Below are 17,662 nucleotides of genomic sequence, written 5' to 3' on the forward strand. Positions count from 1 at the left end.
TCCGTCGGCCGTCGGCCGTCCGTCGACTGCCGTCCGTCGACTGCCGACTGCCGACTGCCGACTGCCGTCCGCCGTCACCCGGCGATCGGTGACCCGACCGGAGCGGGCACCGATTGTCGGGTGCGGCAGGGTGGGTCCTTCCTACGGTGGATGTCAGTAAGGGAAGGACGGGGTTGGCGTGCTGGAGCACCTGAACCGGGCGATGGACCGGATCGAACAGGACCTGGACCGCGAGGTCGAGGTGGCCGAGCTGGCGCGGATCGCGATGACGTCGGAGTACCACTTCCGGCGGCTGTTCTCGATGCTCGCCGGGATGCCGCTGTCGGAGTACGTCCGGCGCCGGCGGCTCACCGTCGCCGGGGCCGAAGTCCTGGACGGCGAGCGGACGTTGCTCGACATCGCGGTCCGGTACGGGTACTCCTCGGGGGAGGCTTTCGCCCGGGCGTTCCGGGCCATGCACGGAGTCGGGCCGGGTGAGGCCCGGCGCGACGGTGCGGTGCTCGTCTCCCAGCCCCGGATGTCCTTCCGACTCGTCGTGGAGGGAAGCAGCAGCATGGAATACCGGATCGTCGAGAAGACGGACTTCCGGATCGTCGGCAAGAAGGCCCGGGTCACCCTGGTCTACCTGGGGATCAACCCGGGGATCGCCGAGTTCATCAAGGGGCTCGGCAAGGAGACGGTCGAGCGGATCGCGGCCCTGTCCGGGGACGACCCGGCCGGGATCCTGTCGGTGAGCGACGACTTCTCGCCGAACCGCGAGGAGGGGTCCGAACTCGACTACTGGCACGCGGTGGTGGCGCGCGAGGGCGTCGCCGTCCCGGCCGACCTGGACGTGCTCGACGTCCCGGCCGGCACCTGGGCGGTGTTCACCAACACGGGGCCGTTCCCGCAGGCCTTGCAGGAGATGTGGGGGGACGTGGCCGGCCAGTGGTTCCCGTCCAACCCGTACGAGGCCCGGCCGGGCCCGGAGATCCTCCAGACCCGCTTCGTCCCGGGAACGGCCGATGCGGAGGCGGAGCTGTGGATCCCGGTGGCGCGGGCCGTGCGCGGCTGACAGCCGACAGATAACCGATAACGGATGACAGCTGACAGCTGACAGATTTCGAAATCTGTCAGCTGTCAGCTGTCATCCGTCCGCCCACCCCATTCGGCCCACCACCGCCCGCCAAGCTCCGCCCCGCCCCGCATGCTGGGGCAGGAGGTGCGGGGGCCGAGGCGCCGATAACCCGGGAGTTCCCGAGCAAGCTGCGAGGACAGACGTCATGAAGCAGACCTCCGTGACCACCAACGCCCCCTGCTGGACGGAGCTTGGCACCTCCGACCCGCCCGCCGCCCTGGCCTTCTACACCGAGCTCTTCGGCTGGCAGGTGGACGACACGGCCCGCCCCGGGGACGGCGACTACACCCAGATGCTGGCCGGGGGCGTCCCGGCCGCCGCCATCACCCCGCGCTACGCTCCGCAGCAGCCGATCGCCTGGACGGTCTGCATCGCGGTCGCCGACGCCGACGCCACCGCCGTGCGGGTCAAGGAGTCCGGCGGCCGGATCCTGAAGGACCCCACCGACGTCTCCGACTTCGGCCGCTTCTCGGTGGCCGCCGACCCCTCCGGCGCGGTGCTCATCCTCTGGCAGCCCCGCGCCTTCCAGGGCGCCGGGGTGTTCAACGAGCCCGGCTCGCTCGGCTGGGTGGAACTGCTCACCCGCGACCCGTCCGGCGCGCTCGCCTACTACCCGAAGGTCTTCGGCTGGTCCGTCGCCCCCTCCGAGTACTACCCCCAATGGGGCGTGGAGGGCCAGGACTTCGGCGGCATGCTGACGATGGACGACCGCTTCCCGCCCCAGGTGCCGCCGCACTGGATGCCGTACTTCGCGGTCGTCGACGTCGACAACACGGTCAGCCGGGCGGTGGCGCTCGGCGGGGACGTCCTGATGCCCGTCTCCGGCGTGCCGGGACGCCGGCGGATCGCCGTGCTGCGCGACCCCCAGGGCGCCGCGTTCGGCGTCTACACCGCCGGCGTCGAAGGCTGAGCGGCCCGCCGGACGACGCGTGAGCGACGCCACCCGGCCACGGCCACCAGCGCCGCCCCCGCGGTGGTGAGCAGCGCCCCGAGCGGCACCACGTCGCCGATCCGGTCGTACCAGGTCAGCGTCCCGGGCGCGGTGAGCGGCAGCCGGACGGTCAGCGCGCCGGTGCCGCCGGTACCGAGCCGGGTGAGCTCCCGGCCCTGGGCGTCGAAGGCGGCCGAGACCCCGGTCAGCGAGCCCTGCACGGCGGGCCGGCCGGTCTCGGCGGCCCGGATCGCCGCCAGCGAGACGTGCTGCTCGGGCGCCCAGGTGTGCTGGAAGGTCGAGGTCGAGGACTGGTAGACCAGCACCCGGGCGCCGTCCCGGGCGGCGGTGCGGGCCATGTCGGGGAAGGCCGACTCGAAGCAGATCAGCGTCCCGACGGGCAGCGGCGCGCCCGCCCGGTCGGTGGCGGGCAGGACGTGGAAGGCCGTGCCGGGTGCCCGGTTCTCGCCCGCGGCCCGGCTGACCCCGGCGATCCAGCCGAGCACCGGCCGCAGCGGGATGTACTCGCCGAACGGCACCAGCCGGATCTTGCGGTAGCGGTCCACCACGCCGGCGGGGGAGACCAGCACCGCGTCCTTGGAGATCCGACCGTCCGCCTTGCGCGCGTCCTCCCCGGCGACGACCTCGGCGCCGGTGGTCGCGGCGAGTCGGCGCAGCGTGTCCAGCGCGGCCGGGTCGCGGTCCAGGTCGGCGGTGGTGCTGCTCTCGCCCCACACGACCAGGTCCACCGGCTGCCCGACGAGTCCGGCCGTGATCCGCGCGCTCGCCTCGAACCTGGCCTGCGGGTCCTCCACGATGCCGGGCTGGACCAGTGCCACGGTCACGGCCCCGTCCCCGGCGGGCGCCTCGCGCAGCGCGAACAGCAGCGGGCCGGAGGCGAGCACCAGCACGACGGATCCGGCGGCGACGGCGCGCGGCCGCCAGTGCACCGCGGTCAGCGCGATCAGCACCCCGGTGTTCACCGCCGCCACCGCCGCGCTGACCAGCCAGATCCCGCCGGCCGAGGCCAGCGCGAGGACCGCCGGGTGCTGCCACTGGGTGGCGCCGAGCAGCGCCCACGGGCCGCCGAGCGCGGGCCAGGACCGGGCGTACTCGGTGGTCACCCAGACCGCCGGCACGACCAGGAGCGCCAGGAGCGCCCGAGGGGCGGACAGCTGAGGGCGCAGCAGCCGGTGCACGGCGTAGCCGACGCCGCTCTGGAGCGCCCCGAACAGCACCGCGAGCACCGGCAGTCCCGGCCCGATGGACGGGACCAGCCAGGCCATCGCGGTCAGGATGAACCCCGCGCCGAACCACCAGCCGCGCACCGCCGCCTCCCGGCCCGACGGCGCCCGCTGCATCAGCAGCAGTCCGGGCACGAGCGCGATCCAGGCCAGCCACGCCTGCCCGGCGGACGGGAACGCCAGCACCGGCACCGCCCCGCACACCAACGCGCCCACCCGCCCCCGGTACCGGTGCCGGTGCGGCGCGTGCGGCTCCCGTGCCCCGGTGGCAGTCGTGCTCAGGGCCGGGCTGGTGGGAGCGGAGCGACGCGACATGACTCGCATTGTCCGCCGGGAGGGCGCGCACCACCAGTACGCCGGGGGGCGTCCTCGGCGAGGACGCCCCCCGCTCCCGCGCGGGAGGTCAGTCCTCGCCGCCCTCCAGCTCCCCCTCGGTCTCCAGGAACGCGGCCTGCAGCTGCTCGATCAGCTGCGGGTCCGGCTGCTCCCACAGCCCGCGGCTCGCCGCCTCCAGCAGCCGCTCGCTGATCCCGTGCAGCGCCCAGGGGTTGGCGCCCGCGAGGAACTCCCGGTTGACCGGGTCCAGGACGTACTCCTGGGTCAGCTTCTCGTACATCCAGTCCGCGACCACGCCCGTGGTGGCGTCGTAGCCGAACAGGTAGTCCACCGTCGCGGCCATCTCGAAGGCGCCCTTGTAGCCGTGGCGGCGCATCGCCTCGATCCAGCGCGGGTTGACCACCCGGGCGCGGAAGACCCGGGCGGCCTCCTCGGTCAGGGTGCGGGTGCGGACCGTCTCCGGGCGGGTCGAGTCGCCGATGTAGGCGGTCGGCGCCTTGCCGGTGAGGGCGCGCACGGTGGCCACCATGCCGCCGTGGTACTGGAAGTAGTCGTCCGAGTCGGCGATGTCGTGCTCGCGGGTGTCGGTGTTCTTCGCGGCGACGGTGATCCGCTTGTACGCGGTCTCCATCTCCTCGCGCGCCGGGCGCCCGTCCAGCCCGCGGCCGTACGCGTAGCCGCCCCAGACCGTGTAGACCTCGGCGAGGTCGGCGTCGGTGCGCCAGTCCCGGCTGTCGATCAGCTGGAGCAGGCCCGCGCCGTAGGTGCCCGGACGGGAGCCGAAGACACGGACGGTGGCCTTGCGCTCGTCGCCGTGCACGGCGAGGTCGGCCTGGACGTGGGCGCGCACGTAGTTCGACTCGGCGGGCTCCTCCTGGGCGGCGGCCAGGCGCACCGCGTCGTCCAGCAGGGCGACCACGTGCGGGAAGGCGTCCCGGAAGAAGCCGGAGATGCGCAGCGTGACGTCGATGCGCGGGCGGCCGAGCTCGTCGAGCGGGATCGGCTCCAGGCCGGTGACCCGGCGCGAGGCGTCGTCCCAGACCGGGCGGACGCCGAGCAGGGCGAAGGCCTCGGCGATGTCGTCACCGGCGGTGCGCATCGCGCTGGTGCCCCAGAGCGAGAGGCCGACCGAGGGCGGGTAGGCGCCGTCGTTGTCGGCGGTGTACCGCTCGACCAGCGAGGTGGCGAGCGCCTGGCCGGTCTCCCAGGCGAGCTTGCTGGGCACGGCCTTCGGGTCGACGGAGTAGAAGTTGCGGCCGGTCGGCAGCACGTTGACCAGGCCGCGCAGCGGCGAGCCGGACGGGCCGGCCGGGACGAAGCCGCCCTGGAGCGCGTGCAGCACGGCGTCCAGCTCGTCGGTGGTGGCGGACAGCCGGGGCACCACCTGGGTGGCGGCGAAGGCCAGCACCTCGAGGACGGCCGGCCGGACGGCCTCCGGCAGTTCGGCGGTGACCTTCTCCACCGCCTCGGGTGCCCAGTCCTCGGCCTCCATCGCCTCGACCAGGGCGCGGGCCCGGGCCTCGGCCGCGTCGGTGGCGCCCAGGGTCAGCGCCGCCTCGTCCAGGCCGAGCGCCTCGCGCAGGCCGGGCAGGGCGCTGACGCCGCCCCAGATCTGCCGGGCGCGCAGGATGGCGAGCACGATGTTGACCCGGTCGGTGCCGGCCGGGGCCTGGCCGAGGACGTGCAGACCGTCGCGGATCTGGGCGTCCTTGACCTCGCAGAGCCAGCCGTCGACGTGCAGCAGGAAGTCGTCGAAGCCGTCGTCCTCGGGGCGCTCGTCCAGGCCGAGGTCGTGGTCGAGCTTGGCGGCCTGGATCAGGGTCCAGATCTGGGCGCGGATCGCCGGCAGCTTGGCCGGGTCCATCGCGGCGATGTTGGAGTGCTCGTCCAGCAGCTGCTCCAGGCGCGCGATGTCGCCGTAGGAGTCGGCGCGGGCCATCGGCGGGACGAGGTGGTCGACGAGCGTGGCGTGGGCGCGGCGCTTGGCCTGGGTGCCCTCGCCCGGGTCGTTGACCAGGAAGGGGTAGACCAGCGGCAGGTCGCCGAGGACGGCGTCCGGGCCGCACTCGGCGGACAGCGCGGCGGTCTTGCCGGGCAGCCACTCCAGGTTGCCGTGCTTGCCGAGGTGGATCACCGCGTGGGCGCCGAAGCCGCCGTCCTCCTGGGCGGCCTCGATCCAGCGGTAGGCGGCCAGGTAGTGGTGGCTCGGCGGCAGGTCGGGGTCGTGGTAGATGGCGACCGGGTTCTCGCCGAAGCCGCGCGGCGGCTGGATCAGCACGAGCAGGTTCCCGGAGCGGATCGCGGCCAGCACGATGTCGCCGTCCGGGTTCTGCGAGCGGTCGACGTACAGCTCGCCGGGGGCCGGGCCCCAGTGCTCCTCGACCTGCTCGCGCAGGGCCCGCGGGAGGGTGGCGTACCAGCGGCGGTAGTCGGCGGCGGGGATGCGCACCGGGTTGCGGGCCAGCTGGTCCTCGGTGAGCCAGTCCTGGTCGTAGCCGCCGGCCGCGATCAGGGCGTGGATCAGGGCGTCGCCCTCGTGGCCGCTCTCGCCGTCGTCGAAGGCGGGGAGGCTGTCCCCGAGGTCCATGCCCTCCGCGCGCAGCCGCTCCAGCAGCCGCACGGCACTGGCCGGGGTGTCCAGGCCGACGGCGTTGCCGACCCGGGCGTGCTTGGTCGGGTACGCGGACAGCACCAGGGCGAGGCGGCGCTCGGCGGCCGGGATGTGCCGCAGCCGGGCGTGCTTGACGGCGGTTCCGGCGACCCGGGCGGCGCGCTCCGGGTCGGCGGCGTAGACGGTGAGGCCGTCCTCGTCCAGCTCCTTGAAGGAGAACGGGACGGTGATCAGACGGCCGTCGAACTCCGGCACCGCGATCTGGGTGGCGGTGTCCAGCGGGGACAGGCCGTCGTCGCTGGCCTCCCACTGGGCGCGGGACCAGGTGAGGCAGAGCGCCTGGAGGATCGGCCGGTCGAGGGCGGCCAGCGCGCCGGCGTCCCAGGCCTCCTCGTCCCCGCCGGCCTGGGCGTCGGCGGGGCGGGTGCCGCCGGCGGCGAGCACGGTGGTGACGATCGCGTCGGCCTCGCCGAGCGCGGCCAGCAGCTCGGGCTCGGCGCCGCGCAGTGAGGCGCAGTAGTAGGCCCGGGCCTGGGCGCCCTGGTCCTCGACGGCCCGGCAGAGCGTCTCCACGAAGGCGGTGTTGCCGCTCATGTGGTGGGCGCGGTAGTAGAGCACCGCGACGGTCGGGCCGTCGTTCGTACGGGCTTCGCGCTCCAGCGGGCCCCAGGCCGGGGCGGAGGCGGGCGGGGCGAAGCCGTGGCCGGTCAGCAGCACGGTGTCGGAGAGGAAGGCGCCCAGTTCGGCCAGGTTGGCCGCGCCGCCGTGGGCCAGGTAGGCGTGCGCCTCGGCGGCGATGCCGGCCGGGACGGTGGACAGCTCCATCAGCTGGGCGTCGGGGGCCTGCTCGCCCGTCAGTACGACGACGGGGCGGGGGCCGGCCAGCAGCGCGTCCAGGCCCTCCTGCCAGGCGCGGCGCCCGCCGAGCAGGCGGACCACGACGAGTTCGGTGCCCTCCAGCAGCGCGGGCAGGTCCTCGGGGGCGAGCCGGGCCGGGTTGCCGAGCCGGTAGCGCACCGGGCCCTCGGAGGCGCGGGCGCTGAGCAGGTCGGTGTCGGACGTCGACAGCAGCAGGATCATGCGAAGGCCCTCCCGGCCTCGTGGGTGGCCAGGGCGGCCGGGATCTGGGCCGGAACGGCCGCGCGGTCGACCGGGGTGGTCGTGGCGGCGGCCGGAACGGCCGTGGTGGCGGCCGAGGACGCGGGCGCGGGCATGCGACAGCGCTGGAACATTTCTGCCTTCCTCGGGGTCCGCGCCCCGGGCCGGTGGAGGACGGCAGGAGTTCCTGGCTCCCGCGGCCGACCGGATCTACCGGTGAACCGCGGTCACAGTGGCGGGACCGCACCGGGTTCGCACCGGTTTCCTCCCCTGCGCCGTCGCTGGCGTGTGGGCGGCCTGTCGGGACCGCCCGTCAGCATCGTACGGGGTACGGCTGACCTGGGGGAGGGTGAGCTTCGGACGTCCGGCACGCGGGGCGGGGCCGGGCGGCGGCGACGCGGTGCCGAGGCACGGGCGTCGCCGGTGGTGAGGCCGGTGGTGAGGCCGGCGGTGAGGTCCGTGGTGGGCGTGCCGGTGAGCCCGATGGCGAGGGCGGGGTGTGATGCAGCGGACGGAGGCAAGCGATCGGATCATCTGTATGCTCGCCGCCATGCCACCGACACCCGACGCCACCGCGCCGGGCGCCGCAGGACCCGACCGGGAGGTGCCCGACCGGGGGCGTGCGGACGCCTGTCCCGGAGCGCTTCGTCTGCATGCGGCCGACGACGGCGCCCTCGCCCGGATCCGCCTGCCCGGCGGACTGCTGACGATCCGTCAGGCCCTCGCGCTGGCCGAGGCGGCCGAGGCCCTCGGCGACGGCGAACTGGAGACCACCTCGCGCGGCAACGTCCAGCTGCGCGGCCTGGCCCCGCACTGCGCGGCCGAGCTCGCCGACCGGCTGCGCGCCGTCGGACTGCTGCCCTCCGACACCCACGAGCGGGTCCGCAACATCGTCGCCTCACCGGCCGCCGGACTGGCCGCCGGACCGGCCGCCGGACCGGACGCCGCCGGGACCCCCGGCAGTGCCGATGTGCAGGCCTGGGTGCGGGAGTTGGACGCGCGGCTGTGCGCGAGCGACTGGGCCGCCGGACTCTCCGGCAAGTTCCTGTTCGCGCTGGACGACGGGCGGGGCGACGTCGCCGCGCTCGACGCCGATGTGACATTGATCGCAGGCCCGGGCGGCACCCGGCTGCTGCGCCTCGGGCGCGACGACCACGGGCACCCGGTCGAGGCCGGGCAGGAGGTGACGGCCGTACTGGACGCGGCCCGCTCCTTCCTGGCGGCGCTGCGGACCAACGGGCGCAAGGCCTGGCACCTGCGCGAGGTCCCCGAACTGCTGCCGGCCGGCTCGGTGCCGCTGCCCGCCTTCACCGGGGCCGCGCCCGTCGTCGGCGCGCTGCCCGGCGGCCTCTCGGTGGGGCTGCGCTTCGGCCGGGCGAGCGCCGGGCAGTGGCGGACGCTGGTCGACGCCTCGGCCGGCGAGCTGCGGCTGACCCCCTGGCGCGGGGCGGTGCTGCCCGGCGCTCCGGCCGACCGGCTGCCGGTGCTCGCCGCGGCCGGCTTCCGCACCGAAGCCGGCTCGGCCTGGGAGCGGGCCACCGCCTGCACCGGGCTGCCGGGCTGCGCCAAGTCGCTGGCCGACGTCCGCACGGACGCGGCCCGGGCGCTGGACTCCGGTGGGACGGCGGCAGGTGATGCTGCCGCGGGAGCCGGTGCCGGCCCCGCCGGCCGGCTGCCCGTCCACTGGTCGGGCTGTGAACGGCGCTGCGGCCACCCGGCCGGGCGGTGGGTGGACGTGCTCGCGACAGGGCGCGGCTACCGGGTGACGGTGAACGGGGCGGGAGCCGGTGCGACGGCCCCCGCCGCGCCGGCCGTCAAGGACGCGACGGGCGTCGACGTGACGAACGAGGAGATGGCCGAGGCGGTCGCCGAGGCCAGGAGGACCACGAAGTGATCGAGTACGAGAAGGACGGCGCGTCCATCTACCGCCAGTCCTTTGCCACCATCCGCGCGGAGGCCGATCTGGCCGCCCTCCCGGCGGACGTCTCCCAGGTCGCGGTGCGGATGATCCACGCCTGCGGAATGGTCGACCTGGTCGAGGACCTGGTGTACTCGCCCGGCGTGGTCGCCTCCGCGCGCGCCGCGCTGCACGCCGGTGCGCCCATCCTCTGCGACGTCAACATGGTGGCGAGCGGTGTCACCCGCAAGCGGCTGCCCGCCGACAACGAGGTGATCTGCACCCTCACCGACCCGTCGGTGCCCGAACTCGCCCGGAAGATGGGCAACACCCGCAGCGCCGCCGCCATGGAGCTGTGGCTGCCCCGCCTGGAGGGCGCGGTGGTCGCCGTCGGCAACGCGCCGACCTCGCTGTTCCGGCTGCTGGAGATGATCGAGGCGGGCGCACCGCGACCGGCCGCGGTGATCGGCGTCCCGGTCGGCTTCATCGGCGCCGCCGAGTCCAAGCAGGCCCTGGCCGAGCACCCGTCCGGCCTGGAGCACCTGGTGGTGCGCGGCCGGCGCGGCGGCAGCGCGATCGCCGCCGCCGCCGTCAACGCGATTGCGAGCGAAGAAGAGTGACGGAGCACGTGACGGAGCAGCAGAACCCCACCGGTCGGCTGTACGGCGTCGGGCTCGGCCCGGGCGACCCGTCGCTGGTGACCGTCCGGGCCGCCGAGCTCATCGGCAAGGCCGACGTGGTGGCCTACCACAGCGCCCGGCACGGGCGGTCCATCGCGCGCTCGATCGCCGAACGGTACCTGACGGGCGGCCAGGTCGAGGAGAAGCTGGTCTACCCGCTCACCGTCGAGACCACCGACCACCCGGGCGGCTACCGCGGCGCGCTGGACGACTTCTACGAGGAGGCCGCCGCCCGGCTGGCCGCCCACCTGGACGCCGGGCGCGACGTGGTGGTCCTCGCCGAGGGCGACCCGCTCTTCTACGGCTCCTACCAGCACATGCACAAGCGGCTCGCGCACCGCTACCCGACCGAGGTGGTGCCGGGCGTGACCTCGCTCAGCGCGGCCGCCGCCCGGCTCGGACAGCCGCTGACCGAGGCCGAGGAGACGCTCACCGTCATCCCCGGCACGCTGCCCGAGGAGGAGCTGACGGCGCGGATCGCGGCCGCCGACTCGGCCGTGATCATGAAGCTGGGGCGCACCTTCCCGGCCGTCCGCCGGGCCCTGGAGCGGGCGGGGCGGCTGGCGGACGCGCAGTACGTGGAGCGGGCCTTCATGGCCGGGGAGCGGGTCGCGCCGCTCGCCGAGGTCGACGAGGAGACGGTGCCGTACTTCTCGGTCGCGGTACTGCCGAGCAAGGTCGCTCCGCTGGAGCCCGAGGTCCGGCTGTCGGACGGCGTCGGCAGCGTGACCGTGGTCGGCACCGGGCCGGCCGGGCCCCTCTGGCTGACCGCCGAGGCGCGCGGCGCGCTGTCCGAGGCCACCGACCTGGTCGGCTACACGACCTACCTGGACCGGGTGCCGGAGCGGCCGGGGCAGCGGCGGCACGGCTCGGACAACAAGGTGGAGTCGGAGCGTGCCGAGTTCGCCCTGGAGCTCGCCCGGCGCGGGCACCGCGTCGCGGTGGTCTCCTCGGGTGACCCCGGCGTGTTCGCGATGGCCACCGCGGTGCTGGAGGTCGCCTGCGAGGAGGCGTACCGGGACGTCCCGGTCCGGGTGCTGCCGGGGATGACCGCCGCCCACGCGGCCGCCTCCCGGGCCGGCGCCCCGCTCGGGCACGACTACGCGACGATCTCGCTCTCGGACCGGCTCAAGCCCTGGGACGTGGTGGCGAAGCGGCTGCGTGCGGCGGCCGAGGCGGACCTGGTGCTCGCGCTGTACAACCCGGGCTCGAAGTCCCGGACCACCCAGGTCGGGCTCGCCCGGGACCTGCTGCTGGAGTACCGGTCGCCGCAGACCCCGGTGGTGATGGCCCGCGACGTCGGCGGCCCGACCGAGCGGGTGCGGATCGTCCGGCTGGGCGAGCTGGACCCGGCCCTGGTCGACATGCGGACCATCCTGCTGATCGGCTCCTCGCAGACCCGGGCGGTCGAGCGGGGCGGCGGCGTGGAGGTCGTCTGGACGCCGCGGCGGTACCCGGAGGAGTGACGGACGACGGATGACAGCGAACAGATGATGAAATCTGTTCGCTGTCATCCGTTCGCCGTTATCCGTTCGCCGTCATCTGTTACCGGGTGTCTGTCACCCGTGCGCCGGACTCCGGCCGCTACCGGGTCGGCTTGGTGATCAGCAGCTCCGTGTTGTGGTCCGCACCCGTGCCCAGCAGCGACGTCACCCGCCCGTTCGGGTCGTTGTACGACAGCTCGCGGTAGAGCGCCGCGAGGTTGGCGTCCGAGCCGCTGCCGAAGTCCGTCCCGTACGGTGCGGAGGACTCGATCAGCGTGGTGAACAGCGAGAGCGTGCCGTCTCCGTTGTCCGCGATCTCGATGATCCGCCCGTGCTGCGGGTAGTCGATGTGCGAGGCGGTGTTGATCTCCCAGAACGCCCGCTCCGGCACCGCGTGGCCGTGCGGCGTGATCTTGTTCGCGTGGGTGTGCCCGTTCACCCACGCGACCACGTTCGGGTAGCGCTGGAGCAGCGCCACCAGCTCGTTGCCGTCGTGCCGCCCCTCGAAGATGTTGCGCGGGTCCGGCAGCAGGTTGCCCATCGAGCCGCTGGTGTGGTGGCTGAAGACGAGGATCAGCTCGTCCGTGCTCCCGCCCGTCACCCGGCGCCCGTCGGCGTCGTACCAGTGCCCGCTGTGCGCCTTCAACTGCTGCTCCAGCCAGCGCAGTTGGGCGGTGCCCAGCGAACCGTCGGCGAACCCGGCCTGGTTGGTGGTGTCCAGGCTGATGCCGACCACCTTCTCCGAGATGCGGAAGGTGTAGTAGAGCTTGCCGCTGTTGACCATGTCCGAGGTGAACCCGTGCCCGTACGGGCCGGCGCCGGTGGCCGCCGGGTTCAGGTGGGCCTTGGCGAACTCCTTGAGCGTGAACGGCCGGCGGCGCTCGTCCGGGGTGATCTCGCGCACCAGGTCACCGCTGGCGATCAGCTTCGCCAGCAGCAGCACGGCGCCCGCCGGGTCGCGGCGCAGCGAGTCCATCAGCTGGGCGGCCGTGGCGTCGTCGCAGCCCTCCAGCTTGTACCGGCCGGTGTACAGGTCGTTCAGCAGCCCGAAGTCCGGCAGCGTGCCCTCGATGCTGTCGTCGTGGTTGCCGACCGTGGTGTACCAGGGCGTGCGCAGGCCCGGCGCGTCGAAGGGGCGGCCGGCGGCGGACAGGAAGCCGGGTATCTGCGGGAAGCCCTTCGCCTTGTAGCCGTCGGTGTAGGAGAGTTCGGGGTTCCAGTAGGCGGAGTTGCCGGAGTTCTGCACGCCCTCGTAGCGGCTGGGGTCACCGGTGCTCTGGGCCAGTCGGCCGCCGCCCATGACCTTGAGGTACCAGTCGAGTTCGGCGAGCTCGTGGTTGTCGGTGTTGTCGCCGGTGGCCATCACCATGCTGAACGGCATCCCGGTGTAGGGGCCGCCGGCGAGCGAGTTGACCCGCTCGACGAGGGCCGAGACGCCGCGGGCGTTGAGGGCCTCCTGCGGCCGGTACGCGCTGCCGTTGAACTTGGCCAGGTACTCGAAGCGCACCGGGGACTCGGTGTCCACCAGGTGCAGGTCGCTGAACTGGACGAAGCTGGCGAGGCCGGTGCGGCGGTCGTCCCGTCCGGTGGTGGGCGACGCGAGGTCGCCGCGCACCATCAGCGGCCAGCCCGGTCCGGCCGTCAGCCGCTTGTAGCCGCCGGTGCCGACCGGGGTGGCCACCTGCTCCAGCGTGGTCCCGGTGATCGTTACCGCCCGTGCGGCCGTCGTCGCCAGCGCCTGGTCGCGCGTCGCCGCCGAGGCGAACTGCGCGCCGCCCAGCGACAAGGCCGACCAGGCGGCGGCCACCGACGTACCGGTGAGGAACGTACGCCGACTCATCCCTGCCACAAAAACCCCCATGCTGATGGCCCGGCGGGGCTCGTCGACCCCGGCCGGGCTCACGTCTGTCATGAACCCGCTTCTGGCGGACCGCCAGATTACTCACTGGTAGGGGCGGGGGGCGAGGCCCGTGCAGCGAACTCTTCGGGAACGCGGGGCGGCGCTCCTCCGCAGCTCGTGCACGAGATTCCGTCGCGCCCCGCACGATGCGGGCGCCGCCACCCCGGTCGGGCCCCACTCGGCCCGGTGAGGGAAAATCGGCGGCGACGGCCGGTGCGGCCGCCGGAGCGGAGCAGGACGGCGCGGGCGCCGTCGGAAACGGGGCGCAGGTGGTCGCAGCGGGAGCCGAGGCGGGAGCCGGAGCGGGAGGCCGGGCCGGTCAGCTGAAGAGCAGCGGCCTGCGGCCCGGCTGGACGACGGGCGCCTGTGCCACCGCGGCCACCAAGGCCGCGTACACCGCGCTGCTCACCGGCGAGTTCCCGGACCCGGTCGTCATCACCCTGCCCAAGGGCCAGCAGCCCGCCTTCGCCCTCGCCGCCGAGGAACTGACCGTGGGCGGCGAGCCGGGCGGTGGCGCGGGGCCGGTCGGTGACACGGAGCCGGTCGGTACGGAGGGTGCGGCCGGCCCGCACAGGCGCCTCGCCGCCATGGCCGGGGTGGTCAAGGACGCGGGCGACGACCCCGACGTCACCCACGGCGCGCTGATCCGCGCGACCGTGCGGCCCGGCGAGCCCGGTGCGGGAGTGGTGTTCCGGGCCGGTCCCGGGGTGGGGACGGTCACCAAGGCCGGTCTGCCCCTGCCGGTCGGTGAGCCCGCGATCAACCCGGTGCCCCGGCAGATGATCCGGGACGCCGTCGCCGAGGTGGCGGCCGCGCACGGTGGCAGCGGGGACGTGGTGGTGGAGATCTCGGTCGACCACGGCGAGGAGATCGCCCGCTCCACCTGGAACCCCCGGCTCGGCATCCTCGGCGGCCTGTCCATCCTCGGTACGACCGGGGTGGTCGTCCCCTACTCGTGCTCGGCCTGGATCGACTCGATCCGCCGCGGGGTGGACGTGGCCCGGGCGGCGGGGCGCACCCACGTGGCCGGCTGCACCGGGTCGACCTCGGAGAAGGTCGCGGTGGCGGAGCACGGGCTGCCCGAGGACGCGCTGCTGGACATGGGCGACTTCGCCGGCGCCGTGCTCAAGTACCTCAAGCGCCACCCGGTGCCCCGGCTGACCATCGCGGGCGGCTTCGCCAAGCTGTCCAAGCTCGCGGCCGGCCACCTCGACCTCCACTCGGCGCGCTCCCAGGTCGACAAGGGCTACCTGGCCGACCTGGCCCGCCGGGGCGGGGCCGACGAGGCGCTGGCCGGGGCGGTCGCGGGCGCCAACACCGCACTGGAGGCGGTGCAGTTGTGCCGGGCGGCCGGGGTGCCGCTCGGGGACCTGGTCGCCGAGGCGGCCCGGGCGACGGCGCTCGGCGTGCTGCTGGGCTCGCCGGTCGCGGTGGACGTCATCTGCATCGACCGCGCGGGCACCGTCGTCGGCCGGGCGGAGCCGCTCGGGCCGTGACAATGTCACGACTGTCATCGCCGTGCGACAACCTCACCTGGTGATGTGAAGAACTGACGCCGATACGGGGCGAGAAACGGACAAATGGAGCAGTGTGCGGGCCCCCCGTTCTGTCGCCATCTCAACCATGAGATATCGTCTGGCGAGTGACAGGCGACTACCTCACCCGTATCGGCACCCTCATCCGTACCGCGCGCCAGCACCGCGGCTGGTCCCAGGCGCAGCTCGGAGAGGCCCTCGGAACCAGCCAGAGCGCGGTCAACCGCATCGAACAGGGCAAGCAGAACGTCAGCCTTGAGATGATCGCCCGCATCGGCGAAGCCCTCGACAGCGAGATCGTCTCCCTCGGCTACTCCGGACCGATGCACCTGCGCGTCGCCGGCGGCACCCGGCTCTCCGGCGCGATCGACGTCCGCAGCAGCAAGAACGCCTGCGTGGCGATCCTCTGCGCCTCGCTGCTGACCACCGGCCGCACCACGATCCGCAGCGTCGCGCGGATCGAGGAGGTCTACCGCATCCTCGAGGTGCTCACCAGCATCGGCGTCAAGAGCCGCTGGATCAACGACGGCCGCGACCTCGAACTCACCCCGCCCGCCGAGCTGGACATCGCGGCGATGGACGTCGAGGCGGCCCGACGCACCCGCAGCGTGCTGATGTTCCTCGGCCCGCTGATGCACCGCGCCCAGCGCTTCGCCATCCCGTACGCGGGTGGCTGCGACCTCGGCACCCGCACCGTGCAGCCCCACCTGACCGCGCTGCGCCGATTCGGCCTGGAGGTCGCCACGACCGGCGGCGCCTACCACGCCTCGGTCGAGCCGGGCGCCCCGATGGACCGCCCGATCGTCCTGACCGAGCGCGGGGACACCGTCACCGAGAACGCCCTGCTGGCCGCCGCCCGGCACGACGGCGTCAGCGTCATCCGCAACGCCTCGCCCAACTACATGGTCCAGGACCTCTGCTTCTTCCTGGAGAAGCTGGGCGTGAAGATCGAGGGCATCGGCACCACCACCCTCACCGTGCACGGCGTCCCGGAGATCACCTGCGACGTCGACTACACCCCGGCCGAGGACCCGGTGGAGGCGATGAGCCTGCTGGCCGCCGCCGTCGTCACCTCCTCCGAGCTGACCATCCGCCGGGTGCCGATCGAGTTCCTGGAGATCGAGCTCGCCGTGCTGGAGGGCATGGGCCTCGACTACGACCGCACCCCCGAGTACCGGGCCCACAATGGTCACACCCGGCTGGTCGACCTCACGGTGCGCCCGTCCAAGCTGACCGCGCCGATCGACACCATCCACCCGATGCCGTTCCCCGGCATCAACATCGACAACGTGCCGTTCTTCGCCGCCATCGCCGCGGCCGCGCACGGCACCACGATGATCCACGACTGGGTGTACGACAACCGGGCGATCTACCTGACCGAGCTGACCCGCCTCGGCGCCGACGTCAAGCTCCTCGACCCGCACCGCGTGCTGGTCCAGGGCCCCACCCGCTGGCGCGCCGCCGAGATGATGTGCCCGCCGGCCCTGCGCCCCGCGGTGGTCATCCTGCTCGCCATGCTCGCCGCCAAGGGCACCTCGGTGCTGCGCAACGTCTACGTCATCAACCGCGGCTACGAGGACCTCGCCGAGCGCCTGAACTCCATCGGCGCCCAGATCGAGACCTTCCGCGACATCTGACGGTCCGTCATACCGCTGACCGGCCTCACCCGTTGAGGCCGGTCAGCAGCACGGCAACCTCCAGCCCGGTGTTCAGGTAGTCCACGAACACCGGGCTGTTCAGTGCCCAGGGCGAGCGCCGCTCCCGGACCAGCCGGACCGCCTCGCCGCTCTCGAAGCCGAGGCCGACCAGCGCCTGAGCCACCATCAGGCCCGAGCGGTTGTACCCCGAGTGGCAGCGCACCAGCGTCCGTCGGCCCCGGCGGACAGCCGCCGCGGTGAGCTCGGCAGCCTCCTGGACGGCGAGCAGCTGACCGGGGGCGAGCGGGGCGTCGGGCACCTCCCGGACGATGTGCTCCACCCCCGGCGCCGGGCCGTGCCCGGGGCGCGTGAACAGGCTGACCACCAGGTCGAACTCGGCCCCCACGACCGCGAGTTCCAGCTCGCCACCGGGCGGGGTGAAGTGGTGCCCGCCCATCCAGAGCCCGGGGACGATCTCGTTCCACGGCTCGGCCGGACCGGGGGTGCCTCGTTCCTTCTGGCGGGTCCGCACGTCCTGCTCGCTCCCTCGCTGCCGGTGCTGCTGTTCCTGCCCTGTTCCCGCCCTGTGCCGGTCCTGTCGGGGCCCTCCGGTGCTACTCGCCGGTGGTGCCGTCGAGGTGCTCGCGGAGGAGATCGGCGTGGCCGTTGTGGCGGGCGTACTCCTCGATCATGTGGGTGAGGATCCAGCGGAGCGAGAAGACCTCGTCGCCGTGGTGGCCCAGGACGTCCAACGACTCCGCGGCGGCCACGAGTTCCCTGGCGTGGTCGCACTCGCGGCGCCAGATCGCGAAGGCCTCGTCGGGGTCGGCGTTGTCGGCGTCGAACTCCGCGAAGGAACCGTCCGGATTCTTCCAGAAACCGGGCCGCTCCTCCTTGTTGAGGACGTTGCGGAACCAGCTGCGCTCCACCTCGGCGAGGTGGCGGACCAGCCCGAGCAGGGAGAGCCCGGAGGGTTCCAGCACGCGGGCGCGGAGCTGCTCCGCGGTGAGCCCCGCGCACTTCATCGCGAGGGTGTCGCGCTGGTAGTCCAGGAACCCTGCCAGGGTGGCGCGTTCGTCGGCGGTACGAGGGGTCTGGGTGCGCTGGTCATCAGTCATCGGACCATCCTGCCCGCCGTCCGCCAGGCCCGCCCGCGATTTCTCCGGGGCCCGCGCAGGGGGCCCCGAGGGGT

Annotated in this window: 13 protein-coding genes and 1 riboswitch; of the genes, 7 read left to right on the top strand and 6 right to left on the bottom strand. The window is 73.8% G+C overall.

The window, feature by feature from the left end; genetic code table 11:
- The first annotated feature begins 178 nt into the window (after positions 1-178).
- Both ACFWP2_RS07455 and ACFWP2_RS07460 read left to right on the top strand, forming a co-directional pair.
- Positions 179-1,054 (top strand): GyrI-like domain-containing protein, encoded by an 876-nt coding sequence (locus ACFWP2_RS07455; RefSeq protein WP_380449299.1) that lies wholly within the window; start codon positions 179-181, stop codon positions 1,052-1,054.
- A 208-nt stretch (positions 1,055-1,262) separates the two neighbouring features.
- Entirely contained in the window at positions 1,263-2,027 is a 765-nt protein-coding gene (locus tag ACFWP2_RS07460; protein WP_380449300.1) for a VOC family protein, read from the top strand.
- Here ACFWP2_RS07460 and lnt read toward each other — a convergent pair.
- The 3 genes from lnt to ACFWP2_RS07475 all read right to left on the bottom strand — a co-directional run bounded on the left by lnt (position 2,003) and on the right by ACFWP2_RS07475 (position 7,471).
- Positions 2,003-3,607 (bottom strand): apolipoprotein N-acyltransferase, encoded by a 1,605-nt coding sequence (gene lnt / locus ACFWP2_RS07465; protein WP_380449301.1) that lies wholly within the window; start codon positions 3,605-3,607, stop codon positions 2,003-2,005. The genes ACFWP2_RS07460 and lnt overlap by 25 nt on opposite strands.
- Positions 3,608-3,695: 88 nt before the next feature.
- Positions 3,696-7,319 carry a cobaltochelatase subunit CobN gene (gene cobN, locus ACFWP2_RS07470; protein WP_380449302.1) on the bottom strand — a complete coding sequence of 1,208 codons (3,624 nt, stop codon included), beginning with the start codon at positions 7,317-7,319 and terminating at the stop codon, positions 3,696-3,698.
- Positions 7,316-7,471 carry a hypothetical protein gene (locus ACFWP2_RS07475; protein WP_380449303.1) on the bottom strand — a complete coding sequence of 52 codons (156 nt, stop codon included), beginning with the start codon at positions 7,469-7,471 and terminating at the stop codon, positions 7,316-7,318. Before ACFWP2_RS07475 ends, cobN begins: the two co-directional genes overlap by 4 nt.
- Positions 7,472-7,518: 47 nt before the next feature.
- Positions 7,519-7,605, bottom strand: a riboswitch (cobalamin riboswitch).
- Between the two features lie 270 nt (positions 7,606-7,875).
- Between ACFWP2_RS07475 and ACFWP2_RS07480 the strand changes: the two genes are divergently transcribed.
- Genes ACFWP2_RS07480 through ACFWP2_RS07490 form a run of 3 tightly spaced genes read left to right on the top strand, consistent with a single transcriptional unit; the run spans position 7,876 to position 11,380 of the window.
- Positions 7,876-9,231, top strand: coding sequence for a cobalamin biosynthesis protein CobG (locus tag ACFWP2_RS07480; protein ID WP_380449304.1), 1,356 nt, complete (start codon positions 7,876-7,878; stop codon positions 9,229-9,231).
- On the top strand, positions 9,228-9,854 hold the full coding sequence (locus tag ACFWP2_RS07485) for a precorrin-8X methylmutase (protein WP_360338504.1): 627 nt from the start codon (positions 9,228-9,230) through the stop codon (positions 9,852-9,854). The genes ACFWP2_RS07480 and ACFWP2_RS07485 overlap by 4 nt, the downstream gene beginning before the upstream one ends.
- A gap of 8 nt (positions 9,855-9,862) precedes the next feature.
- The gene (locus tag ACFWP2_RS07490) at positions 9,863-11,380 is read left to right on the top strand and encodes a precorrin-2 C(20)-methyltransferase (RefSeq protein WP_380449305.1); all 1,518 of its coding nucleotides are present in this window, start codon (positions 9,863-9,865) and stop codon (positions 11,378-11,380) included.
- A 118-nt stretch (positions 11,381-11,498) separates the two neighbouring features.
- Here the strand turns inward: ACFWP2_RS07490 and ACFWP2_RS07495 are convergent, their stop codons facing one another.
- Entirely contained in the window at positions 11,499-13,238 is a 1,740-nt protein-coding gene (locus tag ACFWP2_RS07495; RefSeq protein ID WP_380449306.1) for a TIGR03767 family metallophosphoesterase, read from the bottom strand.
- Between the two features lie 329 nt (positions 13,239-13,567).
- On the opposite strand from ACFWP2_RS07495, the gene ACFWP2_RS07500 reads away from it, so the two are divergent.
- Entirely contained in the window at positions 13,568-14,794 is a 1,227-nt protein-coding gene (locus tag ACFWP2_RS07500) for a cobalt-precorrin-5B (C(1))-methyltransferase (RefSeq protein ID WP_380449307.1), read from the top strand.
- A 146-nt stretch (positions 14,795-14,940) separates the two neighbouring features.
- Positions 14,941-16,470 carry a UDP-N-acetylglucosamine 1-carboxyvinyltransferase gene (locus ACFWP2_RS07505; protein ID WP_380449308.1) on the top strand — a complete coding sequence of 510 codons (1,530 nt, stop codon included), beginning with the start codon at positions 14,941-14,943 and terminating at the stop codon, positions 16,468-16,470.
- A gap of 25 nt (positions 16,471-16,495) precedes the next feature.
- On the opposite strand, the gene ACFWP2_RS07510 is transcribed toward ACFWP2_RS07505, so the two are convergent.
- Both ACFWP2_RS07510 and ACFWP2_RS07515 read right to left on the bottom strand, forming a co-directional pair.
- Entirely contained in the window at positions 16,496-17,002 is a 507-nt protein-coding gene (locus tag ACFWP2_RS07510) for a protein phosphatase (protein WP_380449309.1), read from the bottom strand.
- Positions 17,003-17,084: 82 nt separating this feature from the next.
- Entirely contained in the window at positions 17,085-17,588 is a 504-nt protein-coding gene (locus tag ACFWP2_RS07515) for a DinB family protein (protein WP_380449310.1), read from the bottom strand.
- Positions 17,589-17,662 lie beyond the last annotated feature (74 nt).

This window comes from Kitasatospora sp. NPDC058444, assembly GCF_042721415.1.
Lineage (GTDB): Bacteria > Actinomycetota > Actinomycetes > Streptomycetales > Streptomycetaceae > Kitasatospora.

Bases quoted from the DNA above. Each gene is read 5' to 3' on its own strand.
- ACFWP2_RS07460 (WP_380449300.1), top strand. From the start codon at position 1,263: ATGAAGCAGACCTCCGTGACCACCAACGCCCCCTGCTGGACGGAGCTT.
- lnt (WP_380449301.1), bottom strand. From the start codon at position 3,607: ATGTCGCGTCGCTCCGCTCCCACCAGCCCGGCCCTGAGCACGACTGCC.
- cobN (WP_380449302.1), bottom strand. From the start codon at position 7,319: ATGATCCTGCTGCTGTCGACGTCCGACACCGACCTGCTCAGCGCCCGC.
- ACFWP2_RS07475 (WP_380449303.1), bottom strand. From the start codon at position 7,471: ATGTTCCAGCGCTGTCGCATGCCCGCGCCCGCGTCCTCGGCCGCCACC.
- ACFWP2_RS07480 (WP_380449304.1), top strand. From the start codon at position 7,876: ATGCTCGCCGCCATGCCACCGACACCCGACGCCACCGCGCCGGGCGCC.
- ACFWP2_RS07495 (WP_380449306.1), bottom strand. From the start codon at position 13,238: ATGAGTCGGCGTACGTTCCTCACCGGTACGTCGGTGGCCGCCGCCTGG.
- ACFWP2_RS07515 (WP_380449310.1), bottom strand. From the start codon at position 17,588: ATGACTGATGACCAGCGCACCCAGACCCCTCGTACCGCCGACGAACGC.